The sequence below is a fragment of the Pelomonas sp. V22 genome (genome assembly GCF_030014915.1).
Lineage (GTDB): Bacteria > Pseudomonadota > Gammaproteobacteria > Burkholderiales > Burkholderiaceae_C > JAUASW01.
Genome location: NZ_JAGIXS010000001.1, coordinates 321,892 through 347,240, shown reverse-complemented (window position 1 = coordinate 347,240; position 25,349 = coordinate 321,892). Strand labels below are relative to the sequence as shown.

20 protein-coding genes are annotated in these 25,349 nt (G+C 65.2%); 17 read left to right on the top strand and 3 right to left on the bottom strand.

Annotated elements, in window-relative coordinates:
• The first annotated feature begins 105 nt into the window (after positions 1-105).
• The 3 genes from J7U46_RS01530 (at position 106) to J7U46_RS01520 (ending at position 3,284) form a co-directional block, all read left to right on the top strand.
• Positions 106-1,398: a GNAT family N-acetyltransferase gene (locus tag J7U46_RS01530; RefSeq protein ID WP_282823052.1), complete on the top strand. Its 1,293-nt coding sequence runs from the start codon at positions 106-108 to the stop codon at positions 1,396-1,398.
• Positions 1,398-2,186, top strand: coding sequence for a serine protease (locus J7U46_RS01525; protein WP_282823051.1), 789 nt, complete (start codon positions 1,398-1,400; stop codon positions 2,184-2,186). The genes J7U46_RS01530 and J7U46_RS01525 overlap by 1 nt, the downstream gene beginning before the upstream one ends.
• A 96-nt stretch (positions 2,187-2,282) precedes the next feature.
• Positions 2,283-3,284: a hypothetical protein gene (locus J7U46_RS01520; protein WP_282823049.1), complete on the top strand. Its 1,002-nt coding sequence runs from the start codon at positions 2,283-2,285 to the stop codon at positions 3,282-3,284.
• A 129-nt stretch (positions 3,285-3,413) separates the two neighbouring features.
• Here J7U46_RS01520 and J7U46_RS01515 read toward each other — a convergent pair whose 3' ends face one another.
• From J7U46_RS01515 to J7U46_RS01505, 3 genes are all read right to left on the bottom strand, one after another.
• Positions 3,414-4,295, bottom strand: coding sequence for a PEP-CTERM sorting domain-containing protein (locus J7U46_RS01515; protein WP_282823048.1), 882 nt, complete (start codon positions 4,293-4,295; stop codon positions 3,414-3,416).
• Between the two features lie 181 nt (positions 4,296-4,476).
• Positions 4,477-7,266, bottom strand: coding sequence for an XrtA/PEP-CTERM system TPR-repeat protein PrsT (gene prsT / locus J7U46_RS01510; RefSeq protein ID WP_282823047.1), 2,790 nt, complete (start codon positions 7,264-7,266; stop codon positions 4,477-4,479).
• A 110-nt stretch (positions 7,267-7,376) separates the two neighbouring features.
• Positions 7,377-8,249 carry a ThiF family adenylyltransferase gene (locus J7U46_RS01505; protein ID WP_282823046.1) on the bottom strand — a complete coding sequence of 291 codons (873 nt, stop codon included), beginning with the start codon at positions 8,247-8,249 and terminating at the stop codon, positions 7,377-7,379.
• A gap of 302 nt (positions 8,250-8,551) precedes the next feature.
• On the opposite strand from J7U46_RS01505, the gene J7U46_RS01500 reads away from it, so the two are divergent.
• From J7U46_RS01500 to J7U46_RS01435, 14 genes are all read left to right on the top strand, one after another.
• Positions 8,552-9,175 carry an XrtA/PEP-CTERM system exopolysaccharide export protein gene (locus J7U46_RS01500; RefSeq protein WP_282823045.1) on the top strand — a complete coding sequence of 208 codons (624 nt, stop codon included), beginning with the start codon at positions 8,552-8,554 and terminating at the stop codon, positions 9,173-9,175.
• Between the two features lie 94 nt (positions 9,176-9,269).
• Complete coding sequence (locus J7U46_RS01495; RefSeq protein WP_282823044.1) at positions 9,270-10,856, top strand: XrtA system polysaccharide chain length determinant; 1,587 nt, start codon at positions 9,270-9,272, stop codon at positions 10,854-10,856.
• A gap of 2 nt (positions 10,857-10,858) precedes the next feature.
• Entirely contained in the window at positions 10,859-11,767 is a 909-nt protein-coding gene (locus J7U46_RS01490) for an XrtA-associated tyrosine autokinase (protein ID WP_282823043.1), read from the top strand.
• The gene (locus J7U46_RS01485) at positions 11,748-13,316 is read left to right on the top strand and encodes a TIGR03016 family PEP-CTERM system-associated outer membrane protein (RefSeq protein ID WP_282823042.1); all 1,569 of its coding nucleotides are present in this window, start codon (positions 11,748-11,750) and stop codon (positions 13,314-13,316) included. The genes J7U46_RS01490 and J7U46_RS01485 overlap by 20 nt, the downstream gene beginning before the upstream one ends.
• Positions 13,317-13,321: 5 nt before the next feature.
• A complete protein-coding gene (locus J7U46_RS01480) occupies positions 13,322-14,398 on the top strand; it encodes an XrtA/PEP-CTERM system-associated ATPase (protein WP_282823041.1) in 1,077 nt (358 codons plus the stop codon).
• Positions 14,395-15,540 carry a UDP-N-acetylglucosamine 2-epimerase (non-hydrolyzing) gene (wecB, locus tag J7U46_RS01475; protein WP_282823040.1) on the top strand — a complete coding sequence of 382 codons (1,146 nt, stop codon included), beginning with the start codon at positions 14,395-14,397 and terminating at the stop codon, positions 15,538-15,540. Before J7U46_RS01480 ends, wecB begins: the two co-directional genes overlap by 4 nt.
• Before the next feature lie 22 nt (positions 15,541-15,562).
• Entirely contained in the window at positions 15,563-16,450 is an 888-nt protein-coding gene (locus tag J7U46_RS01470; protein ID WP_282823039.1) for an XrtA system polysaccharide deacetylase, read from the top strand.
• Positions 16,447-17,493: a FemAB family XrtA/PEP-CTERM system-associated protein gene (locus tag J7U46_RS01465; protein WP_282823038.1), complete on the top strand. Its 1,047-nt coding sequence runs from the start codon at positions 16,447-16,449 to the stop codon at positions 17,491-17,493. The genes J7U46_RS01470 and J7U46_RS01465 overlap by 4 nt, the downstream gene beginning before the upstream one ends.
• 5 nt (positions 17,494-17,498) lie before the next feature.
• The gene (locus J7U46_RS01460) at positions 17,499-18,713 is read left to right on the top strand and encodes a TIGR03087 family PEP-CTERM/XrtA system glycosyltransferase (protein ID WP_282823037.1); all 1,215 of its coding nucleotides are present in this window, start codon (positions 17,499-17,501) and stop codon (positions 18,711-18,713) included.
• Positions 18,710-20,272, top strand: coding sequence for an exosortase A (gene xrtA, locus J7U46_RS01455; RefSeq protein WP_282823035.1), 1,563 nt, complete (start codon positions 18,710-18,712; stop codon positions 20,270-20,272). Before J7U46_RS01460 ends, xrtA begins: the two co-directional genes overlap by 4 nt.
• 39 nt (positions 20,273-20,311) lie before the next feature.
• The gene (locus J7U46_RS01450) at positions 20,312-21,595 is read left to right on the top strand and encodes a nucleotide sugar dehydrogenase (protein ID WP_282823034.1); all 1,284 of its coding nucleotides are present in this window, start codon (positions 20,312-20,314) and stop codon (positions 21,593-21,595) included.
• A gap of 68 nt (positions 21,596-21,663) precedes the next feature.
• Positions 21,664-23,148 carry an MBOAT family protein gene (locus tag J7U46_RS01445; protein ID WP_282823033.1) on the top strand — a complete coding sequence of 495 codons (1,485 nt, stop codon included), beginning with the start codon at positions 21,664-21,666 and terminating at the stop codon, positions 23,146-23,148.
• Positions 23,148-24,197, top strand: coding sequence for a hypothetical protein (locus tag J7U46_RS01440; protein ID WP_282823032.1), 1,050 nt, complete (start codon positions 23,148-23,150; stop codon positions 24,195-24,197). Before J7U46_RS01445 ends, J7U46_RS01440 begins: the two co-directional genes overlap by 1 nt.
• Positions 24,194-25,345 (top strand): TIGR03088 family PEP-CTERM/XrtA system glycosyltransferase, encoded by a 1,152-nt coding sequence (locus J7U46_RS01435; RefSeq protein ID WP_282823031.1) that lies wholly within the window; start codon positions 24,194-24,196, stop codon positions 25,343-25,345. Before J7U46_RS01440 ends, J7U46_RS01435 begins: the two co-directional genes overlap by 4 nt.
• Positions 25,346-25,349 lie beyond the last annotated feature (4 nt).

Sequence of the window (25,349 nt, the reverse complement as noted above, 5' to 3'; positions counted from 1 at the left end):
GTGTGGCGCCCCTTGCCTGTCACCGTCTTTCGGGCTTTGCGCTGCCGGGTAGCTCTGTTAGCCTCCCGTGGGCGGTTACAAGTCAGCGGCCGTCCAAGACAACACATGAGCAAAATCAAGCGTTCCAGCTTGCGTAAGAGGTTTCACCTGCTGTTGCGCCAGCTCTTTGGCGTTTTGCCGCGCGGTGTTCGTTTCGCGCTGATGCGCCTGATGGTCCACTGCGACCCACGGCCCGACCCCCGGCTCGAACTGAAGATTGCGGAGACCAAGGAGGAGCTGGAAGCCTGCTTCCGCATCCTGCATGACGCCTACGTGGGCGCCGGCTTCATGAAGCCTGATCCCAGCGGTATGCGCATCACGATCTACCACGCGCTCCCGACCACGACCACGCTCTGCGCCAAGTACGACGGCGAGGTGGTGGGCACCATCTCGATGATCCGCGAAGGCGTGTTCGGCTTTCCGCTGCAGGCCATTTTTGACCTGGAGCCGGTGCGCGCCCGGGGCGGCCAGATCTGCGAGGTCTCGGCCCTGGCGGTCTCGCCCACCATGCGCAAGACCGGCGGCGCAGTGCTGTTCCCGCTGATGAAATTCATGCGCGAGTACACCCAGCGTTATTTCGACAGCCGCCACCTGGTGATTGCCGTCAACCCGGATCGCATCGAGATGTACGAGGCGCTGCTGACCTTTGAGCGCCTGGTCGAAAAGACGGTCGACCACTACGACTTCGCCAATGGAGCGCCGGCTGTTGGCGCGAGCTTCGACCAGGATCGTGCGCCTGGCTTGTTCAAGAAAGCCTATGGCGACCGGCCGGTACACAAGAGCCTGTACAAGTATTTCTACGATCTCGAGATGAGCAACATCAGCTGGCCGGCGCGGACCTACCACACGACCAACGACCCAGTGATGACGCCGGCCCTGCTGGACCACTTTTTCAACAAGCTCAGTCCCGTGTTCGACACCATGGACGACCGCAAGAAGGCGCTGCTCTGGACCATTTATGACCAGCCCGAGTACCGCAGCGTGCTGCCCATGGTGGCTGCGACACCTGAGGTCGCCCACCATCCGCTGCGTCGGCATCGCCGCTTCTCCATGCGCTGCCCTGGCCAGTTCGAGATGGGAAATGGGGCAGGTGCCCAGGTCTTTGTGCTGGATGTGATTGAGATCTCTTTCTCCGGCTTCCAGGCCGAATGCAAGCATGCGCTGCCGCTGGAACAGGATGGCGTGGCAAGGATTGAGCTGGGCCAGGGGCGCCGCTCACTGCTGCATGCTCGCGCCGTCCGCGTGAAGGAAACCGAGGCAGGGTGCTTCTACGGTTTCCGCTTCGAGGAGTCTGACCGTCCCTGGCGCGAATGCATCTCGGCCTTCGAGATGGGTCAGACCTACCAGGACCTGAGCTGATGCGCCGGCGCGAACTGCTGGGCGCTGCTGCGGCTCTGATGGCCGCGGCCGGTGTGGCTTCGGCAGCCGAGGTCGACCGCGTCGCCCTGGTGGCGCGCAGCCGGGCGGCGGTGTTTCCCATCGGTACTTATTCGCCCACCGACAGCCCGCGCTTCGGCTTCTCTGGCACCGCATTCGCGGTCAGCGACGGGCGCTTGCTGGTCACCAATGTGCATGTGGTCCAGCCCGGCCAGGACAGTGGCAAGCGCATGGCGATCCGCATCGAGCGAGCCGGCAGCCGCGAGGAGTATCGCGAGCTGGAACTGGTGGCCATGGATCGGGCCAACGACCTGGCCCTGCTCAGGCCGGTCGTGCCCGGCAGGTTGCCGGCCACACTGGAACTGGGCCCGGATACGATGGCGCCCGAAGGCACGGATGTGCTGCTGCTGGGCTACCCGCTGGCCGGCGCTCTGGGTTTCTCGCAAATTGCCCATCGCGGCATGATCGCCGCGATCACGCACATGGCGCTGCCCAGCCCGTCGGCGCGAGGGCTCAATGCCGCCCTGGTCAGGCAGTTGCGCGCTGACCCCATCGACATTCTTCAGCTCGACGCGACCGCCTATCCCGGCAACAGCGGCGGCCCACTGCTGGACCAGCAGACCGGCCAGGTGGTGGGTGTGGTCAGCATGGTGTTCGCCAAGGCAGGTCATGAATCGGTGATTGGCCAGCCCAGCGGTATTTCCTACGCCATCCCAGCCGCGCCCTTGCGACGCCTGGTGGCACGTGTCGAGGCCGAGTCGGCTCGCTGAGTTCGGGCTCAAGCCATCGATCTACTTTCCCCGAGGAACCCCATGCCGGATCTTGCCCTTGCCGCTGACGACCCACGCCTGCAGCGCCTGCTGGAAGTGGCCGTCCAGGCACCCTCGGCCGACAACCACCATCACTGGAAGCTGCGTTGCAGCGCCGATGCGCTGGAACTCGCGCTGGCAGCCGACCTGCGGCAGATGGCTCAGACTCGCCGCCTGCTGACCCTGATTTCACTGGGCGCCGTGGCGGAAAGCCTGTGTGTCGAGGCGACGGCCCTGGGCTGGCGCTTGCTGCCCGAACTTGATCTTGGTAATCCCGCCGTGCCAGTGCGTTTGCGCCTGGCCCCTGGGGCCGTCGAGCCAGATCCCTTGGCCGGTGCGGCACTGCGTCAGCGTCATAGCAACCGGGAGCTTCGTTTCACAGGACCGGCACTGGACGTCGCTCAGCAAAGCGTTTTGTCCCTAGGTCTGGGCGTCGTTCCCGGCACCCAGTTGGGCTGGCATGACGGCAAGCCACAGCGCCGCGCCTTGCTTGCCTTGCTGCGTGCCGCGGAGACCGAACGATTTGCCAATCCTGCCCTGCATCAGGAACTGTTTGAAGCTGTGCGCTTCGATCTGGGCTGGTCGCAGGGCGCGACCGAAGGCCTGGCGCCGGCTTCGCTGGGCGTGGCTCCTTGGGAGCGTCCGGGATTCTCGTCATCACGCCACTGGGGCCTGCAAAAGTTCCTGAACCTGATTGGCATGCACAAGATGCTGGGCGCCCGCGCCGCCGATCTGCCTTGCCGGCTCGCGCCGCATGTGTGCAGCATCGCAGCAACCGGGTCGGTGGAGCAGGGCGCCTTCAGTGCGGGCCGGGCGTTGCTCCGGGTTTGGGCGGCTGCCAATGCCAATGGCTTGGCTGTCTCGGTGTATGCGGCTGCGCCTCTCTATGCACTCGTCGGCGCCACCGACGTGCGGGCTGATCTCCAGCAGCGGCTGCAGGCGGGCTGGCGCGAACTCAGCCCCGGCGCTACGCCCTTCATGGTCCTGCGCCTGGGCCATGCTGCCGCACCCAAGGTGCGCAATGGCCGGCCGCCGGCCGCCAGCTTCCTGCTGAACTGATACGCAGCCTCCGGTCTGGTTGATACTGATCAGGCCACTTTGGCCGAACAAAAAGAAAAGGCGCCTGAAATCAGGCGCCTTTTTGTTTGCGTCTCCGCCTGAACAATCAGGCGGAGAGCAGAGGGCAAATTACTGCTTCTTGCTGCGGCGGGCGGTTGCGCCCAGACCCAGCAGAGCCAGGCCAACCAGGGCGATGCTGGCAGGTTCCGGCACGCGGTTGGCGGTGAAGTTCACGTCGTCGAAGATTTCGTACGGGCCGGTCGAGTCACCGATGTCGCGACCGGAAGCGATGATGCTGCCTTGGCCGCAGAAGTCCACCACCGAGATGGCGAACGTGGTCAGGTCAACGCACTTGACCTTGTTCCAGGTGAAGCCAGTGTTGTTGGTGATGAAGTTCATGCCGATGCTGAACTGGCCCAGGGGCGTGGTCAGCGGCAGGGAGGCGCCAGCGCTCGGGACGCCAGCAGCACCAGCAGCGGTCCAGAAGCCGCCAGAGAGGCCGAACGAGGCCCACAGCGTACCGCCGGTAGCGGTAGCTTCGCAGTCAGCGTAGGTGCCGGCGGTGCCGCCAGCGCCGCAGTTGGCACGGCGGAAGTCGTTGGCGCTGTCTTCGAAGAACAGGCCGACGGTGCCGGCAGTGGCGCCCTTGGAGGCGAATTCGGCGGCGAAGGCCGGGTCAGCAGCGAAGGTGTAGTCGAAGCGGCCGCTGCCTGCAGGCGTCATGGCGGTCACGACGGTCTGGAAGATGGCGGTCAGTTCGTTGTAAGCGGTATTGCCGCCGATCAGGGTGGCCGGAGCGCTGCCGCTCTGGTTGATCGTGACGATGCCACGCAACTTGTCGCCAATGTCCAGCAGGCCATTGTTGTTCACATCGATCCAGCGTTCGGCGCTGTCATCCGACAGCAGCACGTTGCCGGCGGGGATGGCATTGGCCACCGAGGTGCCTGCCAGTGCGCCAACGCTAGCGGTCAGCAGGGCAGCCATTGCAATCGCGGTCTTGATCAGTTTCATCATGAGCTCCTGTCGGATTCGTCTTGGTAGTTGGCCTTGGTAGGCGGACGTACGTTCAAAAGCAATCCGTGTGCCAGCTATCTCATTTCTTTTTAAATCAACAACTTATTTGATTTGCTGTGGCGTAGTTTCAGTTACCTGTAAAGGCTGTCGACAGGCTTGGGGAGGTGTTTACCCCGATTCAGAGTCCCTGGAGCAGGCTCGCCAGTTGCTCCTTGCCTGCAAAAGCCTCCTTGATGCTGGTCAGCGACAGCAGTTCGGCCTTGGCTGCCGCCTTGTCACCCGACTGCAGCAGCAGCTTGGCGAGGCCGAAACGGAAGTTGGGTCGGCCGCCCGAGAGTCGGATGGCTTCACGCTGGCTTGCGATCGCTTTGGGCAGGGAGCCATCGGCCGCCAGGGCCTGGGCCAGCATCTGGTGATGATTGGGGTCTTGGGGGGCGATTTGCAGGGCCTTGCCGGCGGCTTCTTGGGCGCCGGGCTTCTTTTGCTCGAGCAGGCAATAGGCCAGGCTCGACCAGGCGTTGGCCCGGCCCGGTACCAGTTTCACAATCTCGCGCAGCAGCGCTTCGGCGTCCCCATAGCGGCCAGCCGTCATGGCTTGCTCACCGAGGTAGGAGATGAACTGCACGTCGTTCGGATGGGTCTTGCGCCAGCTGCTTTCGAACTGTGCCGCAGCTGCAGCATTGCCTGCGTTGATCTGCAGCTGGTAGAGCTTGGAAGCCACCTCGCCGCTGGCGCGACGGTCCAGGGCGTTGCGATAGGCTGCGCCTGCGCCGGACCAGTTCTTGCGCGAGGACTCGATGTCGCCCTCGAGCAGGAAACCGATGTCTTCCTTGGGGCGCTGGCTCTGTATGGTGCGAGCCAGCTTGAGGGCGCCGGCTGCGTCGCCGGAGCGCAGCATGATGGCGGTCAGGGCGCGCTGCGAGGCCAGGTAGTTCGGTTGCAGCTCAAGCGAATGCCTGAGCGAGGCCATGGCCGCCTTCTGCTGGCCAGCGCTCAGCTGGGCTTCGGCGAGGCGGAAAGGCGGGTATGGTTCCTTGGGGCTGAGGTTGCTCAGCTTGCCGAAGCTGCCAATGGCCAGCTCCACGTTGCCGGAGCGCATCTGGGCTTCGCCCAGCATGCCGTAGACGCGAGGGTCATTGGGCAGGGCGGCCGCGGCAGCTTGGGCGGCATCGAGCGCCTTGGCGGTTTGGTCCTGACGCATCAGTTCCTCGACCAGCTTGACTCGGGCGACTGCATTGCTCGGGTCGTCGCGCACGGTGGCTTCCAGCAGGTTGACCAGCTCCTCGGGCTTGGCGCCGGCGCGCCGCTTGAAATCGACCACGGCCAGCCGCGCCGGCGTGTGATTGGCATCGGACTTGAGCAGGTTGTCGAAGCGTTTGACCGCTGCGTCGTAGTTGCCGGCTAGGGCGTCGTAGGCGGCCAGGCGGAGTGCGGCGCGGAAATGCAGGGGATCCAGCTGCAGGGCACGCTCCAGCGATGCCTTGGCATTGGTGGCATCCGATTTCAGCTCGTAGATGCCGGTTTTCAGGACCCAGGGTGCTGCCTTGTTGGGCTGCTTCTGCGTCATGGCGTCGGCGGCCTTCATGGCGCCGTCAAGGTCCTTCAGGCGCAAGCGGGCATTGAAAAGCGCCATCTCGGCGAACACGTCCGTGGGTTTGGACAGCCGGCCCAGCGACTCCAGCTCGCGCAACTCGCTCTCGCCGGCGCCGCGTGCCAGCCGGGCGGCTGCCAGGGCGACCTTGGTGCGGCTGCTTTCCGGGGCCAGGCGGGCGGCGGTAACGTACAAGGCCTCGGCCCTGGTCATGTCGCCCATGTGCATGTAGATGTCGGCGGCAGCGCCTACGGCCTCGGCCAGTGGTGGCTTTTGCTCCAGTAGGGGGGCGAGCACGTTCAGCGCCTTCTCGGGCTGGTCGCGGCGCATGTACAGGTCGGCCAGGATAAGGCGCGGCTGAGTTTCTTCGGGCAGCAGTTGCAGGCCCTTGGTCAGATGAGTTTCAGCCTTGAGCAAGGAGTTGGCGTTGAACTCGATCAAGCCGGCAAGCAACTGCAGCTGGCCGCTGCTGTTGTTCACCTTGAGCAGTGGCTGCAAGGCTTCGCGGGCGCGCGGCATGTCGCCTTCGGTGAAGGCGGTGAGGGCGGTCATGTAGAGCGTGGTCGAATGCTTGGGCGCGGCCTTGCGGGCCTCGGCCAGGCGCTTCTTCATGCCCTCGACGTCATTGGCTTCCAACCGGTAGACCAGCAAGGACTTCTGCGCTTCGAGAAAGCGGGGCTCGACCTCCACGGCGTGCAGCAGCGTCTTCTCGGCTGCGGCGGCATCGCCCTTGCCGTTGCGTTGGAACTGCGAGAGCAGCAGCATGGCCTGCAGGTCCTTGGGGTTGCGCTGCAGCAGCCAGTTCATCAGCTCGATGGCGCCGTCGATGTCGCCCTTGCTCGCGGCGATGTTGGCCTTGAGCATCAGCGCATTGCTCTGCACCGGCGCTGCTTCCAGGGCACGGGCTACGGCGGCCTCTGCCTCGGCCTTCTCTCCGAGCTGCCAATAGGCAATGCCCAGGCTGGCTTGCAGCGCGGCCGTGGCGGCCGGCGTTTGCATCTTCAGCTTGGCAAAGCGTTCGACAACGACTTTGGGTTTGCCGGTTTGGAGAATGGCGGTGGCCAGGGCGGGTACGACTTCGTCCGGGTTGAACTGGGCGGCGTAGGCCTTCTCCAGTTCAACAGTTGCGCCGGCTGCATCGCCGGTGCGCATGAGCGCATAGCCGAGCAGGGCGCGGGCCTCCCAGCGGCTTGGATCCTTCTGCAGCGCGGCCTTCAAATGAATGATGGCCGTGGGGGTCTCGGCCTTGGCCATGCTGTCCTTGGCCAGATCGTAGTCGTCGCCGCTGGTCTTGCTGCAGGCGGCGAGCAGGAGTGCAACGGCCAGTGCCGTGCCGCCGAGGAGGCGCTGAGATGGGGAAACCGGTTGACGAATCACGTATCACTCCCTGGCGCCGGCTACGCCGGCTGTCAATTCAATGAACTCGGTGGACGGCCGCAGCAGCCTGCCGCCTTCGGACGCCGGCCCTTGGCCGTCTTGCGCAGGCGCTACTTCGAGCGGCTGACCTGGCCACGCAGCAAGGGACGCACAAACAGCAGCAGCAGTTGCTGCAGCGGATTGGCATTGCCCCAGGGGCGCCAGTTGAAGGTCAGCTTCTGTCGGTAGGCGTCGAACTGCATGGACCACGGTGCCGCCCGCAGCTTGCCACGCCCCAGCATCAGCTTGAGCACGGCCGAACCCATGACGCCGCCGCACAAGGCACAGGCCATCGGCGTGGAGGGGCCACGGCGCTCGCCGAAATTGACGGACGTCGGATCCACAAGATAGCTGCGATTCAGCATGGCCGGCGACAGGCCGACGATGAATCGTGCCAATTGCTCATCCTTTTCATGACCTTCGAGTTTGAAATAGTCCTCGAAGCTCATGCCGGCCGGATCGAAATAGAGAAAGGCCGTGCCCATGCCCAACGGCGCGGCTGTCAGCGCCGGAATGTGCTTCTCCTTGCACTTGGCAAACACCATCCGACGAATATCAAGGGCAAAGACATCGAGCGCGTCCGCGTAAATATCCACGCCCTCCAGGAATTCATCGACATTTTCAGCGTTTACCCCATGCGGGAAGGCGCGAATCTCCATTTCCGGATTGATGTCGCGCGCTATGCGCGACATCACTTCCAGCTTGGATTGGCCCATGGTGGACATGAAAGAGCCGGCCTGGCGGTTCATGTTGTGCAGGTCGAACTCGTCAAAATCCGCAATGACCAGCTTGCCGACGCCCAGGCGCGCCAGGGTCTCCACATATTTGCCACCGACGCCGCCCATCCCGGCAATGGCGACGCGGGCATTCCGTAGCTTGGCCTGCTCTGCTTCGGTAACCCAACCGATATTGCGGGAGAAGGCGCGGGCGTAGTCAAACTGCATTTGATTCCTTTGCTGGCGGAGGTGCTGCCCAGGCCGCCGGGCGACCTGCCGCGCGGCAGTATCGCCGAGCCCCGACAGGCCGACAACCGAAGGCGGAGGGCTCGGAGTTTCAGCCTTATCGAATCGCCGTGCGATATTGCTCGCGCGCCCTCGCAAGCCCCCTGTTTGCTGGGCACAAAAGCCTCAAAGCCCTGTGGCATGATCCGCAGATCAGCAGTTCGCCGGTCAGTGCTGTGCGTGCAGCAACGCTGTCGTCGCTGGCGCTGCCGCCACGTTCATCGATAGGAATTGCCTTGAAAACTATGTTTGCATCCATTTCGCGCCGCTGCGGCTGGCTGGTCTTGGCGGCTTCGTTCGGTCTGCTGAGTGCCTGCTCCAGCACGCGCGGCCTGCCGCCGGCACCGGCGGCTGCGGCGCAGCAGGATTACAGCTACATCATCGGCCCGGGTGACGGCCTCAACATCATGGTGTGGCGCAATCCCGAGCTGTCGATGCAAGTGCCTGTGCGCCCCGACGGCAAGATCTCCGCGCCGCTGATCGACGAGATGGTCGCGCAGGGCAAGAACTCGGTCGAGATCGCCCGCGACATCGAGAAGCAGCTGAGCAAGTATGTGCGCGACCCGGTCGTGACCGTGATCGTCACCGGCTTTGTGGGCCCGTACAGCGAGCAGATCCGCGTGGTTGGCGAGGCCGCCAAGCCTCAGTTCCTGCCCTACAAGCAGAAGATGACCTTGCTGGACGTGATGATCGCCGTGGGTGGCCTGACTGACTTCGCCGCCGGCAATAGCGCCACCATCCTGCGCTCGTCGGAGGGCAACAAGCAGTACTCCGTGCGCCTCAAGGACCTGATCAAGCGTGGCGATGTGTCGGCCAACGTTGAAATGCGGCCGGGCGACATCCTGATCATTCCGCAAAGCTTCTTCTAACTCTCTCGATCCACGCGCAGATGCATCGCGTTCGCAGCCCTCGCTGCGGCGCGGATGCCCCGGTGCCAGGCACCTCTCGTTTGAAGTAAGTTTGATGGATCTCCTGCTCGCTCAATTCTTCTCGATTGCCCGGCGCATGTGGAAGTACCGCTGGTACGGCCTGCTCGTGTCCTGGGTGGCTGGCGCCATCGGTGCGGTCGTGGTGTTCACCATGCCTGACCGCTACGAAGCCAGCGCACGTATCTACGTGGACACGCAATCGATCCTGAAGCCGCTGATGTCCGGCATGGCCGTGGCGCCCAATGTCGACATGCAGGTCAGCATGCTCAGCAAGACGCTGATCAACCGGCCCAACGTCGAGAAGCTGGTGCGCATGGCCGACCTGGACCTGAAGAACCAGACCAAGGCCGAGCAAGAAGCGACGATTGACCGCGTCACCGCCGAGCTGCGCATCAGCAGCGTGGGCCGTGACAACCTCTACACGCTGTCCTACCGCGACCGCGATCCCGAAACCGCCAAGCGCGCCGTGCAGTCGCTGGTCACCATCTTCATCGAGTCCAGCCTCGGTTCCAGCCGCAAGGACACGGCCACCGCCGCGAGCTTCATTACTGACCAGATCAAGACCTACGAGAGCAAGCTGGAGGAGGCCGAGCAGCGCCTGAAGGAATTCCGCCTGCGCAACATCCAACTGATGAGCGGTGACGGCAAGGACTCGGCCGCCCGCCTGGGCGAACTCAGCACGCAGCTGGAACGCTCACGCCTCGAACTGCGTGAAGCCACCAACGCCCAGGCTGCGGCCCGGGCCCGTCTTGAGGCTGAACGCACGCGCGGCGGCGACTCCACCACGGCCAGCCTGCTGCAGGAATCTGCCATCACCATCAGCACGCCTGAGATCGATTCGCGTCTGGATGCTCAACGTCGCAACCTGGATGGTCTGCTGCAGCGCTATACCGAGGTGCACCCGGATGTGGTCACGGCCCGCAAGCTGATCAAGGACCTGGAAGATCAGAAGCGCAAGGAAATGGCCGAGCAGCGCAAGAATGCGCTGGCCGCGCCGCCCACGCTGAGCGGCGCCAACACCGGCAGCCTGATGGCCCAGGAACTGAGCCGGGCGATTGCCGGGCAGGAAATCCAGATTGCCGCCTTGCGTGCCCGGGTTGACGAGTATTCGTCCCGCTACGCTGCCGCCCTGAATGCCCTCAAGACCGCACCGCAGGTGGAGGCCGAGGCCGCCCAGCTGAACCGCGACTACGCGATTCACAAGAAGAACTACGAAGAGCTGGTCAGCAAGCGTGAGCAGGCAACGATCTCGGGTGACCTGGACGTGGCCAGCGGCATGGCCGACTTCCGCCTGATCGACCCGCCGCGTGCCAACCCGAAGCCGGTGGCGCCGAATCGCCTGCTGCTGCTGGCCGGCGTGCTGGCCGTGGCGCTGGGTGTGGGCGTGTTCACGACGTTCGTCGGCTCGCAGCTGCGGCCAGTGTTCCATGATGCCGGCGAGCTGCGCCTGCGCACCGAGCTGCCCATCCTGGGCGTGGTGTCGCGCCTGGTCAGCGATGCCGAGAAGCGCCGCGCGCGTGTCGACCTGGTGCGCTTCGGCGTGGCCAGCGGTGGCCTGGTGGCCGTGTTTGCCGTGGGCCTCTCCATCATGGCGATTTTGATGAGCAAGCAGGTGGGTTGAGCATGAGCAGCCTGATCGAACAAGCAGCACAACGGCTGGAACAGCTCCGTCAGGCCGGCGTGGTGCTGCCGGACGCCCCGATACAAGCGCCGACGTCGCCCGACCTGCCGCCCACGCTGCCTTCCGCTGAGCCCGAAGCACCGGCCGTGCAGTCCAAACGTGTCGAGCTCGACCTGGTGGCCCTGGGTGCCCAGGGCTTCCTGGTGCCGACGGCGCCGCGTACCTTCATCGCCGACCAGTACCGCGTCATCAAGCGCCCGCTGATCAAGAACGCGATGGGCAAGGGCGCCGACAAGCTGGAGCACGGCAACCTGATCATGGTCACCAGCGCGCTGGCCGGCGAGGGCAAGAGCTTCACTTCGCTGAACCTGGCGCTGAGCATTGCCGCCGAACTCGACAACACCGTGATGCTGGTCGATGCCGACGTGGCGCGTCCCTCGGTGCTGCGCATGCTGGGCCTGCCGCAAGGCCCCGGCCTGCTGGACGTGCTGGAAAACCAGGTCGACATGGCCGATGTGCTGCTGCGCACCAACGTCGACAAGCTGACCATCCTGCCCAGTGGCACGCCGCATCCGCGCGCCACCGAGCTGCTGGCCAGCGATGCCATGACGGCTCTGCTGGCTGACATGGCCAAGCGCTACCCTGACCGCATCATCATCTTCGATTCGCCGCCGCTGCTGCTGACCACCGAGTCGCGCGTGCTGGCCTCCCACATGGGCCAGATCGTCATCGTCGTCCATGCCGACAAGACGCTGCAGGGCGCCGTCCAGCAGGCGTTGGCCAGCATCGAGACCTGCCCGGTCAAGATGATGCTGCTCAACCAGGCCCATGCCAGCTCCGAAGGCAGCTATGGCTACGGTTATGGCTATGGTTATGGCTACGGATATGGCAATGACGCCAAGTCTGAATGACGGACAAGGCTTGTGCATGCCGGCCGTGAGCCGCCTGGTCCAGGCGCTGCTGCTGCTCGGCGCGACCGGCTTGGCCTGGGGGCAGAGCGATGACGGCGGTGCTGATCGCCGTGGCCTCAGCATCAAGCCTTCGCTGAGCATGAGCGGCACCGTGACCGACAACATCGGTCTGAACAGCGGCGCCAAGGACAAGGCCGTGATCGGCATGGTCTCGCCGGGGCTCACGGTGCGCAGCAATACCGGCATGCTGCGGGGATCGCTCGACTACTCGATGGACGGGCTGATGTACTACCGCACCTCCTATGCCGACCGGGTGCAGCACCGGCTGCTCTCGCAGGCAAGTGCGGCCCTGCTTGAGGGCCGTTTTCTCATTGACATGCGGGCCTCGCTGGGCCAGCAGGCGCGCTCCGCCTTTGCCGCCGAACAGTCGGTCAGTTCCTATGTGAGCAACCCCAACCAATCGCAGATGGCATCGCTGACCATCGCACCGCGCTTGCGCGGTGTGCTGGCTGGCCTGGCCAACTACGACGCCAGCGTTTCGGGTACCGAAACCCGGGTCAAGGACTCCGTCCTCGGCGACGGTCGCAGCGGCCAGGCCGCGTTCAATCTGGAAGGCCTGGGGGGCGCCGAGCGCATCATCAACTGGAACTTCTCGGCCCAGGCATCGCGCGCCAAGGGGTCCGGCCTCGCCCGCACCACCTCGACCGACAGCGGCATGCTGGGCCTGCGCTACCGGCCCGACATGGACCTCGGCCTGAATCTGCAGGCCGGCAAGGAGCGCAGCAACTTCATCACGCTCGACCAGGTCACCAGCAACACCTACAGCCTGGGTGCGGACTGGACGCCTACCGAGCGTACGCAGCTGAACGCCGACTGGCGCCGCCACCACTATGGCAACTCGCATTCGTTGAGTTTCAACCATCGCATGTTGCGTTCGTCTTGGCGCTACTCCGACAGCCAGGCCGTCAACGGCCCCGGCGCGGTCGGTGGCGGTACGCGCCAGACCAATTACGCGCTCTACGACGCCATCTTCACGGCGCAGGAACCCGACCCCATCAAGCGCGACCTGATGGTGCGCGCCTTCCTGCTGTCAAGCGGCCTCAGCGCCGACGCCATTGCCAACAGCGGCTTTCTGTCCGGCGCGGCCAGCCTGACCCGTTCGCAGACCGGCGCCTTCTCGCTGCTGGGCCTGCGCAGCACGGCCACGCTGACGCTCAGCCAGGCCAAGACCCGCCGGCTCGACCCGTTCAGCAATGTCAGCGATGACCTGAGCGGTGGCGGCGTGCTGCGTCAGCGCTCGGGGGCACTCAGCCTCTCGCACAAGCTGAGTCAAACCACTTCGGTCAGCGTGAGTGCCGCAGATCAGCAGACCAGCAGCAGCACCACCGTCCTGACGACCGACCTCAAGACCCTGCTGACCAGCGTCAACGGCCAGCTGGGGCAGCGCCTGTCCTATTCGATCAGCCTGCGCCACGCGCGTTTCAGCAGCGAACAGAAGTCCTATCGCGAGAACGCCGTGACCGCCACCCTCACCCAGCAGTTTCAGTAGCCGCCATGTACGAAGCCTTCTACGGGCTCAGCAGCAAGCCTTTCCAGCTGAGCCCGGACCCGAATTTCTATTTCGGCAGCAAGCAGCATCGCCGTGCCAAGGCCTATCTCGACTATGGCGTGCTGCGCAACGACGGCTTCATCGTCATCACCGGTGAGATCGGTGCCGGCAAGACCACGCTCCTGCGCGGCCTGCTCGACAGCCTGAACCGCAGCAATGTGGTGATCGGCAACCTGGTCACCACCCAGCTCGACGCAGAAGACACGCTGCGCATGGTCGGTGCCGCCTTCGGCGTGCGCGTCAAAGACCTGCAGAAGTCCGAACTGCTGATGACGCTCGAGGCGTTTTTCGTCAGCCAGGTCAGCCTGGGCAAGCGCTGCCTCTTGATTGTGGACGAGGCGCAGAACCTTTCGGCTCGCGCCGTCGAGGAACTGCGCATGCTGTCCAACTTCCAGTTCAGCAACCAGTCGCTCTTGCAGACCTTCCTGGTCGGCCAACCCGAATTCCGCGGCATCCTGGCGCGGCCCGAGATGGAGCAGTTCCGCCAGCGCGTGGCAGCCACTTGCCACATCGGCCCGCTGGACGAAGACGAAACCCAGCGCTACATCGAGCACCGCCTCAAGTGCGCCGGTGCGGCCGGCAAGCCGACCTTCGAGGCCGACGCCTTCCCGGCCATCTACAAGGCCAGCCAGGGCATTCCGCGCCGCATCAACTCGCTCTGCGACCGCCTGCTGCTGCTCGGCTTCATGGCCGGCAAGACTCACTTGGCCCTGGCCGATGTGCAGGAAGTGCTGCGTGACGTCGAGTCCGAAACCGCCGTGCCGGTCAAGCCCACGGCCAGCAAGCTGGATGATCTGAGCTCGCTGACCGGCGATGTCGAGATCGACCTGGACCTGCGCGACAGCGAGATGAGCCGCCTCGACGGCGAGCTCACGGCGCTGAGCCAGGCCCAGCAACTGGAGCGCTTCCAGCGCCTGGAAGCCAGCCTGCAGCGGCTGGAGAAGATCAATCTGCAGACCCTGGGTCTGCTGCAGAAACTGGTGAAGGCCGTGCGGCCCACCACGACCGAGACCCGAGAATGAGCGAAGCAGCCGTGAAGACCCTGGCCCCCGTGATGTGCATCGTCGGTGCGCGCCCCAATTTCATGAAGATGGCGCCCATCCTGCGCGCCCTGGCCCAACACCAGCCGGCGATTCCGGCCCTGCTGGTCCACACCGGCCAGCACTACGACACCGACATGAGCAAGAAGCTCTTCGTCGACCTGGGCCTGCCCACGCCCGACATCAACCTGGAAGTCGGCTCCGGCTCGCACGCCGTGCAAACGGCCGAGGTGATGAAGCGCTTCGAGCCGGCGCTCGACGAGCACAAGCCCAGCTGCGTGCTGGTGGTCGGCGACGTCAATTCGACGCTGGCCTGCACCCTGGTGGCGGTCAAGAAGGGCATCCCGGTGGCGCACGTCGAAGCCGGCCTGCGCAGCTATGACCGCAAGATGCCGGAAGAGATCAACCGCCTCCTGACCGACCAGGTGGCCGACCGCCTCTACACGACCGAGCGCAGCGCGCTGGCCAACCTCGTGCGCGAGGGCATTGCCGAGGAGCGCGTGGTCTTCGCCGGCAATGTGATGATCGACTCGCTGGAAGCCAGCCGCCCGCATGCCCGCTCGCCGGCCGAGACGCTGGCCGCGCATCAGCTCGACTCGGCACTCATTCAGCATCCCAAGGGCTATGGCGTGGTTACGCTGCATCGCCCGTCCAATGTGGACGATGCCGAGACCCTGAAATCGCTCTTGAACGTGTTGGCCACCGTGGCCAAGGACCTGCCGCTGGTCTTCGCCATGCATCCGCGCACCCGCAGCAACATCGAACGCTTCGGCCTGAAAGACCTGCTGGACCCGGCCCGCGTGGCTGTGCTGCCGCCGCAGGGCTACCTTGAAATGCTCGGCCTGATGGGCGGCGCCACCCTGGTGCTGACCGACTCCGGCGGCCTGCAGGAAGAAACCACCGCTCTCGGCGTGCCTTGCCTCACGCTGCGTGAGAACACCGAGCGCCCGATCACGGTGGAGCAGGGCACCAACACCATGGTGGGCCTCGACCGCGAGGCCATCCTGCGCGGCGTGGCCGAGATCCTTGCTGGTCAGGGCAAGCGCGGCCGCGTGCCCGAGTACTGGGATGGCCACACGGCCGAGCGCATCGCCGCCGACCTCTACCAATGGCTGGGCGACTGAGCAAGCAAACAGGCAGACCAAGATGTTGATGCCCACTCAGCGCGGCACGCGCAATGCGATGACCATCGACGTGGAAGACTACTTCCAGGTCTCCGCCTTCGCGCCCTACATCAAGCGCAGCGACTGGGACTCGCGCGAGTGCCGCGTCGAGCGCAATGTGCAGCGCATCCTGGCCCTGCTGGCGAAGGAGGGCAAGCAGGCCACCTTCTTCACGCTCGGCTGGGTGGCCGAGCGCTATCCGCAACTGGTGCGCGACATCGTGGCCGGCGGCCACGAGCTGGCCAGCCATGGCTACGGCCATCAGCGTGCCAGCGACCTGACGCGCGAGGAGTTCGCTGACGACGTCGGCCGCGCTAAGCAACTGCTCGAAGACATCGGTGGCCAGGCCGTGCTCGGCTACCGCGCGCCCAGCTTTTCCATCGGCACCGGCAACCTCTGGGCCTTCGACGTGCTGCTGGAGCAAGGCTATCGCTACAGCTCCAGCGTCTACCCGGTCAAGCACGACCATTACGGCATGCCCGATGCCCCTCGCTTTGCCTACCCGGTGCGCGAAGGCCTGCTCGAGATTCCGCCGACCACGCTGCGCCTCGCGGGCCGCAATCTGCCCTCGAGCGGCGGTGGCTACTTCCGCCTGCTGCCCTATGCGCTCTCACGCTGGATGGTGGGCCGTGTGAACCAGGCCGAGCAGCAATCGGCGATCTTCTATTTCCATCCCTGGGAAATCGATGCCGGCCAGCCGCGCGTCGAGGGCATCGACGCCAAGACCCGCTTCCGCCACTACGTCAACATCGAGCGCATGGAAGGCCGCATCGCCCAACTGCTGCGCGATTTCGATTGGGGCCGGATGGATGAGATATTCCTGGGGCGCCGCGCCCAGGCGCTTGCAACGCTTGCAGCTGCAGCGCGATGAGCACAGGCCTCATCGTCAAGCGCCTGCAATCGCAGGACGCTGAAAGCATGCGGCGCTGGGACGAGTTCGTCTTCGCGCAAAGCACCGCCACCTTCTTTCATCGCGCCGGCTGGCAGCGTGTGATCAGCGACGTCTGGGGCCATGCCTGCTTCTTCCTCTACGTCGAGCGCGAGGGCCGCATCGCCGGCATCCTGCCGCTGGCGCAGGTGAAGAGCCGCTTGTTCGGCCATGCGCTGGTGGGGCTGCCGTTCGCCGTTTATGGCGGCGTGGTGGCGGAGGACGAAGACGTGGCCAAGGCGCTTGAGGCTGAGGCCGGCAGCATCGCCCGCCAGCTCGGTGCCGAGCATCTGGAGTTGCGCCAGGTCAACGCCCGCAATGCCGACTGGCCGCGCCAGGACCTCTACGTCACCTTCCGCAAAGAGATCCTTGGCGAGGAAGAGGCCAACATGCTGGCCATTCCGCGCAAGCAGCGGGCCATGGTGCGCAAGGGCATCAAGAACGAATTGCAGAGCCACATCGATGCCGATGCCGGCCGCTTCTTCGCGCTCTATGCCGACAACGTCCACCGCCATGGCACGCCAGCCATGCCGCGCCGATGGTTCGAGGCCTTGCTGAAGGAGTTCGGCAAGGATGCCGAGGTGCTGACAGTGACCGACGCCAATGGCCGCCCGCTAAGCTCGGTCTTGAGCTTCTACTTCCGCGACGAGGTCCTGCCTTACTACGCTGGCGACGATGAAAGCGCCCGCGATCTCGCCGCCAACGACTTCAAGTACTGGGAGCTGATGCGCCGCGCCTGCGCGCGCGGGCTCAAGGTCTTCGACTACGGCCGCAGCAAGCAGGGCACGGGCTCCTACAGCTTCAAGAAGAACTGGGGCTTCGAACCCACGCCGCTGAACTACGAGTACCAGCTCTACAAGCGCGACGCCATTCCGCAGAACAACCCGAACAATGCCAAGTACCAGCTCCTCATCAAGACCTGGCGCCGCATGCCGATCAGCTGGGCCAACTGGCTCGGTCCGATGATTGTTCGAAGCCTGGGCTGAGTCAGATGGCCAATATCCTGCTGCTCGTCCACCGCCTGCCTTACCCGCCCAACAAGGGCGACAAGGTGCGCTCCTTCCATCTGCTCAAGCACCTGTTGGCGCAGCACCGCGTCTTCCTCGGCACTTTCGTCGATGACCCTGACGACGAGCAGCATGTGGACACCGTGCGTGCCATGTGCGCCGGCGCCCATGTGGCGCGGCTGCACCCCTCGCGCGCCAAGATTGCCAGCCTGCGCGGCCTCTTGAACGGCGAGGCGCTGAGCCTGCCGTACTACCGCGATGCCGGCCTCGGTGATTGGGTGAAGCAACTGGGTGAGAGCGGCCAGATCGACGCCGTCGTGGTGTTCTCGTCCTCGATGGCGCAGTACGCCGAGACGCTGCCGCAACTGCCCATGCTCGTGGATTTTGTCGACGTCGATTCCGCCAAATGGACCGACTACGGCACCGCCCACCGCTGGCCGCTGTCCTGGCTCTACAAGCGCGAAGGCGAGCGGTTGCTGGCCTATGAATCCAGCGTGGCCAACAAGGCGCGCTGCTCGTTCTTCGTCACCGACAAGGAAGTGGCCCTGTTCCGCAAGCTCTCGCCGCAGAGCGCTGCGGCGCCGGTCGAGGCGCTTTGCAATGGCGTCGATGCGCAGTTCTTCGAGCCGGATGCCGGCCGTGCCTCGCCCTATGCAGCCGGCGAGGTGCCCATCGTCTTCACCGGTGCCATGGACTACTGGCCGAACGTGGATGCCGTGCAGTGGTTCGCCACCGAGGTGCTGCCACGTCTGCGCGAGCGCCGTCCCGAGATCCGCTTCCACATCGTGGGCCGCAGCCCCACGCCGGCCGTGCAGGCGCTGGCCAGCGATGTCGTCAACGTGACCGGCACGGTGCCCGACGTGCGGCCCTGGCTGCAGCATGCGGCCGTGGTCGTGGCGCCGCTGCGCCTGGCGCGTGGCGTGCAGAACAAGGTGCTGGAGGCCATGGCCATGGCCCGTCCGGTGGTGGCGGCACGCAGCTGTGTCGAGGCGCTGGACGTACAAGAGGGCGCCGAACTGATCGCGGCCGAATCGGCGGACGACTACCTTCGCGCCATCGAACGTCTGCTCGATGCACAAGACCAGGCTGCCGCCGTGGGTGTGGCCGGCCGCGAGCGCGTGCTGAAGTCTTACGCCTGGACGGCCCATCTGTCGGGCCTTGATCGCTACCTGAATCGCTCCGAGGAGATGGTGGGATGAGCCACGTCGTGCAAGAACCTGCGCGCGCAGCGCTGCCCGCCCACTGGCGCCAGCCGCTGGCGGCCTTGGTCGTGCTGCTGCTCGGTCTCGGCTTCCTGTTCCGTGACACCCTCACGGCCATGGTGCTGATCTGGGAACGCTCCGAGACCTTTGCCCATGCCTTCGTCGTGCCACCCATTGCGCTGTGGCTGATCTGGCGCCGTCGCCACGAGCTGGCGCTGATGCAGCCGCGGCCGAGCTTTGTCTTCCTGCTGCCCATGGCCGTGATGGGCCTGGGCTGGCTGCTCGGCGAGCTGGTCTCGACCAACTCGGTGACGCAGCTGATGGCCGTGGCCATGATCGTGCTGTCCGTGCCGGCCGTGCTCGGCACCCGGGTGGCGGCGCACATCGCCTTCCCGCTCGGCTTCCTGTTCTTCTGCGTGCCCATCGGCGAGTTCCTGATGCCGGTGCTGATGGAGCACACGGCCGACTTCACCGTCACGGCCTTGCGGCTCAGCGGCATTCCGGTCTACCGCGAAGGCCTGCAGTTCGTGATCCCCTCGGGCAACTGGTCGGTGGTCGAGGCTTGCAGCGGCGTGCGCTACCTGATCGCCTCGTTGATGGTAGGCACCTTGTTTGCCTACCTGAACTACCACTCGATGAAGCGGCGCTGGGTCTTCGTCGGCGTGGCCATCGTGCTGCCCATCGTGGCCAACTGGTTGCGCGCCTACGGCATCGTGATGCTGGGCCATTACTCGGGCAACAAGCTGGCCGTGGGCGTGGACCACCTGATCTACGGCTGGGTGTTCTTCGGCATCGTGATGCTGGCCATGTTCATGATCGGCGCGCGCTGGAGCCAGCCCGAACTGGCGTTCAAGGCGGGCGTGGCCGACCAACCGCTGACGGGGGCCGACAAGGGCCTGTGGCCCCTCGTGCTGGCGGGTCTCGTGGTGCTGGCCCTGCCGCGCATCGGCCTGAACCGCCTGGACCACTATGAAGGTCCGCGAGAGCTGAACGTGCCCGCGCCGGCTCTGGCCGCCTGGGCCGCGCAGGAGCTGCCGCTGACCAATTGGGCGCCGGTGTTCGAGAACCCGGCGGCGCAGCAGCAGGCCGTCTATGCCAAGGACGGCCGTGCCGTCGGCCTGCACCTGGCCTACTACCGCCATCAGGGCTACGACAGCAAGCTGATCAACTCGCAGAACGTGGCCGTGCGCTCGCACGACAAGCAATGGGCCCGCACCGGCGAGACCCTGGCCAGCGTGGATCTCGGGGCTGCCGGCTCGGTCACCGTGCGCGGCACCGAAATCCGTGGCGTCGAAGGCGCGGCCGCCCCGCGCCTGCTGGCCTGGCAGTTCTACTGGGTCAATGGTCACCTCACCAGCAGTGATATGCGCGTGAAGCTCTACACGGCAGCGGCCCGCCTGCAAGGGCAGGGCGATGATTCGGCGGCTGTCACCGTGTATACCTTGAACCCCGCAGAAAATAGCGAACTCGCACCGGCGCTGCTGAAGCAGTTCCTGAGCGAGAACTGGCCTGCCATCGAGCAGCGCCTGCAGGCTTCGCGCCGCGGCCAGAATTAACCGTATTTCGGAATAGAGAAAGAAAGAAGAGGAATCGAGATGGCGACTACTGTTGCAGTGATTGGCCTGGGCTATGTGGGTCTGCCCCTTGTGGTGGAATTCGGCAAGCACATGCGCACCATCGGCTTCGATATCTCGGTGCCCAAGGTCGAAGCCTGCCAGCGCGGCACCGACCCCTCGCGCGAGCTGACCGACGAGCAGGTGCAGGAAGCCAAGCATGCGGTCTACACCGCCGACCCGGCCATGCTGGCAGAGGCCGACATGATCATCGTGGCCGTGCCCACGCCTGTGGACGAGGCCCACATCCCCGACTTCAAGCCGCTGATCGGCTCGTCCACCAGCGTCGGCCGCCACATGAAGAAGGGCGTCACTGTCGTCTATGAATCGACGGTCTACCCCGGTGCCACCGAGGAGGTTTGCATCCCGGTGCTGGAGAAGGAGTCCGGCCTCAAGTGGAAGCAGGATTTCTTCGTCGGCTACAGCCCCGAGCGCATCAACCCGGGCGACAAGGAACACACGCTGACCAAGATCCTGAAGATCGTCTCCGGCGACACGCCGCAGACGCTCGACAAGGTGGCCAAGCTCTACGAAACCATCATCATCCCGGGCGTGCACCGCGCCTCCAGCATCAAGGCCGCCGAAGCCGCCAAGGTGATCGAGAACACCCAGCGCGACCTCAACATCGCCCTGATGAACGAGCTGGCCATCATCTTCGACAAGATCGGCATCGACACCTCCGAGGTGCTGGAAGCTGCCGGCACCAAGTGGAACTTCCTGAAGTTCAAGCCGGGCCTGGTGGGTGGCCACTGCATTGGCGTGGACCCGTACTACCTGACCCACAAGGCCGACATGCTGGGCTACCACCCGCAGGTCATCCTGGCCGGCCGTCGCATCAACGACAGCATGGGCAAGTTCATCGCCGAGCAAACCATCAAGCACATGATCGCCGCCGGCAGTTACATCAAGGGCGCCAAGGTCAATGTGCTCGGGCTGACCTTCAAGGAAAACTGCGGCGACCTGCGCAACTCCAAGGTGATCGACATCATCAACGAGCTGAAGACCTATGGCGTGGAGGTCTTCGTGACCGACCCGCAGGCCGAGGCCGAAGAGGCCATGCACGAGTACGGTGTGCGCCTGCTGCCCTGGGACGAGCTGCCACGCGCTGACGCCATCGTCGCCGCCGTGGCGCACAAGGAATACGCCGGCCTCAGCGTCGACGACCTGGGCAAGAAGATGGTCAAGGGCGGCGCCTTCATCGATGTGAAGGCCGCCTTCGACGCGCCTGCGCTGGAAGCTGCGGGCTACCGCGTCTGGCGTCTCTGAGGCTCCGCCTCCCGCCCGGCGCCGGCCTGCTTTCCTGAGGCCGGCTCACCGGGCACACGCCGACACGCATGCTGTTCACGACCGCACCGTTTCTGCTGCTGTTCCTGCCGATCACGCTGCTGGGCTTCTATCTGCTCGGTCGGCGCTCTCAGCAGGCGGCAGCGGCCTGGCTGTTCCTGGCCTCGGTTTTCTTCTATGGCTACTGGATGCCGGTGGCCACGTTGCTGCTGCTCGGCTCCATCGCTGGCAACTTCGCGCTGGGCCTGCGCATCGTTGACCTGGCGCGGCAAGGCCTGCAGCCTCAGGCCAAGCGCTGGCTGACGCTGGGCATTGCGCTCAATCTGGCGGCGCTGGGCTACTTCAAGTACGCCAACTTTTTCGTTGACAACCTGAATGCCGTGCTGGGCATGGACTGGCACATTGGGCGCATCCTGCTGCCCATAGGCATCTCGTTCTACAGCTTCACGCAGATCGCCTTCCTGGTCGACGCCTACGAGGGCAAGGTCAAGGAAACGCGGGCCATCCACTACGGCTTGTTCGTCACTTACTTCCCGCACCTGGTGGCCGGGCCGGTGCTGCATCATGCGCAAATGATGCCGCAGTTCGGCGACCCGGCGGTCTACAAGCCGGTACCGGCGGCCTTGGTCAGCGGCCTCACCATCCTGGCGCTGGGCATGTTCAAGAAGGTGGTGATGGCCGATGGCATCGCGCCCTATGCGGACGCCGTGTTCAACGGAGCCGATGGCGGCGTGCTGCCCGGCAGCAGCGAAGCCTGGCTCGGTGCGGTGGCCTATGCGCTGCAGCTGTACTTCGACTTCTCCGGCTATTCGGACATGGCCATCGGCCTGTCGCTGATGTTCAACATCCGCCTGCCGTTCAACTTCAATTCGCCTTACCGCGCGCAGAACATTTCGGAGTTCTGGCGCTGCTGGCACATCTCGCTGTCAACCTTTCTGCGCGACTACCTCTACATCCCGCTCGGCGGCAACCGCAGCGGCAAGCTCAAGCGCCATCTGAACCTGATGACGACCATGCTGCTTGGCGGCCTGTGGCACGGCGCCAGCTGGTCCTTCGTGCTGTGGGGCGGCTTGCATGGTGCCTACCTGGTCGTGAACCATGGCTACCGGGCGCTGCTCGGGGCGGCGCTGCACCAGCGCCTGGTGGCGAATTTCCTGTACCGGGGCGCTAGCTGGGCGCTGACGCTGGTAGCGGTGGTGCTGGCCTGGGTGTTTTTCCGGGCGGTGACGCTGGAGGGCGCCCTGCGCGTGCTGCAAGCCATGCTGGGCTTGGATGGCGCTGGTGCTTCGCCGCAACTGCTCTGGAATGCCGGCCTGCCCTCTGATCGAGGCCTGTTGTGGTGCCTGGTGCTGGGCGCGATCGCCCTGTATGCGCCGAACAGCAATCGCATCGGCGAACGGCTGCAGGCCAAGATGTCCCAGGCCGGCGCGATCCGGCCCTTGCTGGCCGGCGCCGCTCTGTGCGCGCTGCTCCTCATGCTGCTGATCAACATCGCCCGCGATTCGGTCAGCGCCTTCATCTATTTCAACTTCTGATGCTGCGCAAACTCGCGCTCGGTCTTGCTGGGGTGGGCAGCCTGCTGGTGGCGGCCGAGCTGCTGCTCCGCCTGCTGCCGGTGTCCACGGCCACGCTGACCGGCTACTACGTGGACCCACTGATACTCAGCTATCCCCCGGGCCACAGCTGGCAGGTTTCGACCGGCTGGGATCTGCGCAACTCGCGTCGCATGAGCGCCAACAACCTCGGCTTCGCGGCCGAGATCGACTTCGCGCGTGACCCCAATGCCATCGGCCTGATCGGCGACAGCTATGTCGAGGCCAGCATGCTGGACGCCAAGGACAGGCCGGCCGCCCAACTGGCTGCTGCCTTGCCGTCTCAACGTCCGGTCTATGCATTGGGCGGGCCAGGCTCGGCCCTGCTGGACTATGCCGAGCGCATCCGCTTTGCCAGCGAGAAGCTGGGCCTGCGCGATTTCGTCGTGTTGATGGAGTCCGGCGATCTGCGCCAGTCGCTGTGCGGGTCCGGCAATGTCCACGGCCCTTGCCTGGATCGCCAAAGCCTGCAGCCGCGCATCGAGACCCAGCCCGGCCCCTCGGCGGCCAAGCGCTGGCTGCGCCATTCGGCCCTGGCCCAGTACCTGGCCGGGCAGCTGAAGGTCGATGTGTCGCGCCTGCCGGCCCAGGCCTTCGCTGGCGCTTCGCACGACACGGTACCCAGCAAGCCGGTACCGGCCGCGGTGGATGAAGCCCAGCTCCGGGCGCGTCGGCTGATGGACGACGCCATGGTCGCCGCCGTGGTCGAGCGCTTCTTCGAGCGCATCAAGCCCTATGCCACCGGCCGCCTGGTTTTCGTCGTCGACGGCCGGCGCGACGCCCTGGCCGCGGCCTCTCCGCAGCTGCTGGACCGCGATGCCTTCGTGGTCCTGGCCCGGCAGCGCGGCTTCACCGTGGTCGATGCCGAGCCGCTCTACCAGCAGCACAGCGCAGCATCCAAGCTGTCGCTGAGCGTCAGCCCTCAAGACGGGCATCTGAATCCGCTGGGTGTGGGCTTGCTGATGCAGGCCGCCGCCCAGGCACTGCCATGAAGGCGGAACGCCTGGCCGGCGACAGGCCGCTGCTGGTCGCCCACGTCATCCACCAGCTCCACATGGGCGGGCTGGAGAATGGCTTGGTCAACCTGATCAACCGGCTGCCGCGCGAGCGCTTCCGCCATGTGCTGGTCTGCATAGAGAGCATCGACCCGGACTTTGCTCGCCGCATCCAGCGGGATGACGTGGAGCTGATCGCCCTGCATCGCTCGCGGATCGGTGTCTGGCAGCTGCGCTGGCAGCTGTTCAAGCTGTTCCGTCGTCTGAAGCCAGACCTGGTGCACAGCCGCAATCTCTCCGGCCTGGATGCCTTGCTGCCAGCTCGCCTGGCCGGGCGCAAGACCCTGCACAGCGAGCATGGCTTCGACATGGGCGACCTGCATGGCCGTCACAGCAAGCTGGCGCTTTTGCGCCGCCTGCATGCGCCGCTGGTGCGTCGCTATGTCTGCGTCTCGCGCGACCTGGGCCGCATCATGAGCGAGCACTGGGGCATTGCCGCCTCGCGCATCCGCCAGATCTACAACGGCGTCGACACCGAGCGCTTTCAGCCGGCCGAGCCGCGCCGGCATGAGTTGCTACCGGCTGAGTTGCACGGTCAGGGCCTCTTCGTGATCGGCACCGTTGGCCGGGTCCAGCCGGTCAAGGACCAGGCGACGCTCTTGCGGGCTTTTGCCCTGGTCTTGCAGCGCCGGCCCGAGTGGGCAGGGCGCCTGCGCCTCGCCCTGATCGGCGATGGCCCGCAGCTGGCCGAGCTGAAAGGCCTGGCTGCCGAGCTGGGCATTGAACCCCAAACATGGTTCACCGGCGCCCGCAATGACGTGGCCGTGCTGATGCAGGCGCTGGACCTGTTCGTGCTGCCCTCCTTGAACGAAGGTATCTCCAACACGCTGCTCGAGGCCATGGCGACCGGCCTCCCACTGTTGGCCACGGCCGTCGGCGGCAACGTGGAACTCGTGCAGGAAGGCGTGGTTGGCGCCACATTCGCACCCGGCGACGTCCGGCAGCTGTCCGCAATGATCGAGAATTACGCTGGCGATGCGGCGCTGTGCGCACGCCATGGCGCGGCAGCGCGCCAGCGGGCGCTGCAGCAATTCAGCCTGGCGGCCATGATGGCCAGCTACCAGGACGTCTACGAGACGCTTTGAGGAT

Excerpts from the sequence above, each read along its gene's own strand:
- J7U46_RS01445 (WP_282823033.1), top strand. The coding sequence starts at position 21,664 with ATGCTGTTCACGACCGCACCGTTTCTGCTGCTGTTCCTGCCGATCACG.
- J7U46_RS01525 (WP_282823051.1), top strand. The coding sequence starts at position 1,398 with ATGCGCCGGCGCGAACTGCTGGGCGCTGCTGCGGCTCTGATGGCCGCG.
- J7U46_RS01515 (WP_282823048.1), bottom strand. The coding sequence starts at position 4,295 with ATGAAACTGATCAAGACCGCGATTGCAATGGCTGCCCTGCTGACCGCT.
- xrtA (WP_282823035.1), top strand. The coding sequence starts at position 18,710 with ATGAGCCACGTCGTGCAAGAACCTGCGCGCGCAGCGCTGCCCGCCCAC.
- J7U46_RS01480 (WP_282823041.1), top strand. The coding sequence starts at position 13,322 with ATGTACGAAGCCTTCTACGGGCTCAGCAGCAAGCCTTTCCAGCTGAGC.
- J7U46_RS01485 (WP_282823042.1), top strand. The coding sequence starts at position 11,748 with ATGACGCCAAGTCTGAATGACGGACAAGGCTTGTGCATGCCGGCCGTG.
- J7U46_RS01505 (WP_282823046.1), bottom strand. The coding sequence starts at position 8,249 with ATGCAGTTTGACTACGCCCGCGCCTTCTCCCGCAATATCGGTTGGGTT.
- J7U46_RS01435 (WP_282823031.1), top strand. The coding sequence starts at position 24,194 with ATGAAGGCGGAACGCCTGGCCGGCGACAGGCCGCTGCTGGTCGCCCAC.
- J7U46_RS01495 (WP_282823044.1), top strand. The coding sequence starts at position 9,270 with ATGGATCTCCTGCTCGCTCAATTCTTCTCGATTGCCCGGCGCATGTGG.
- wecB (WP_282823040.1), top strand. The coding sequence starts at position 14,395 with ATGAGCGAAGCAGCCGTGAAGACCCTGGCCCCCGTGATGTGCATCGTC.
- J7U46_RS01440 (WP_282823032.1), top strand. The coding sequence starts at position 23,148 with ATGCTGCGCAAACTCGCGCTCGGTCTTGCTGGGGTGGGCAGCCTGCTG.
- J7U46_RS01450 (WP_282823034.1), top strand. The coding sequence starts at position 20,312 with ATGGCGACTACTGTTGCAGTGATTGGCCTGGGCTATGTGGGTCTGCCC.
- J7U46_RS01470 (WP_282823039.1), top strand. The coding sequence starts at position 15,563 with ATGTTGATGCCCACTCAGCGCGGCACGCGCAATGCGATGACCATCGAC.
- J7U46_RS01490 (WP_282823043.1), top strand. The coding sequence starts at position 10,859 with ATGAGCAGCCTGATCGAACAAGCAGCACAACGGCTGGAACAGCTCCGT.
- J7U46_RS01460 (WP_282823037.1), top strand. The coding sequence starts at position 17,499 with ATGGCCAATATCCTGCTGCTCGTCCACCGCCTGCCTTACCCGCCCAAC.
- J7U46_RS01465 (WP_282823038.1), top strand. The coding sequence starts at position 16,447 with ATGAGCACAGGCCTCATCGTCAAGCGCCTGCAATCGCAGGACGCTGAA.
- J7U46_RS01500 (WP_282823045.1), top strand. The coding sequence starts at position 8,552 with ATGTTTGCATCCATTTCGCGCCGCTGCGGCTGGCTGGTCTTGGCGGCT.
- J7U46_RS01530 (WP_282823052.1), top strand. The coding sequence starts at position 106 with ATGAGCAAAATCAAGCGTTCCAGCTTGCGTAAGAGGTTTCACCTGCTG.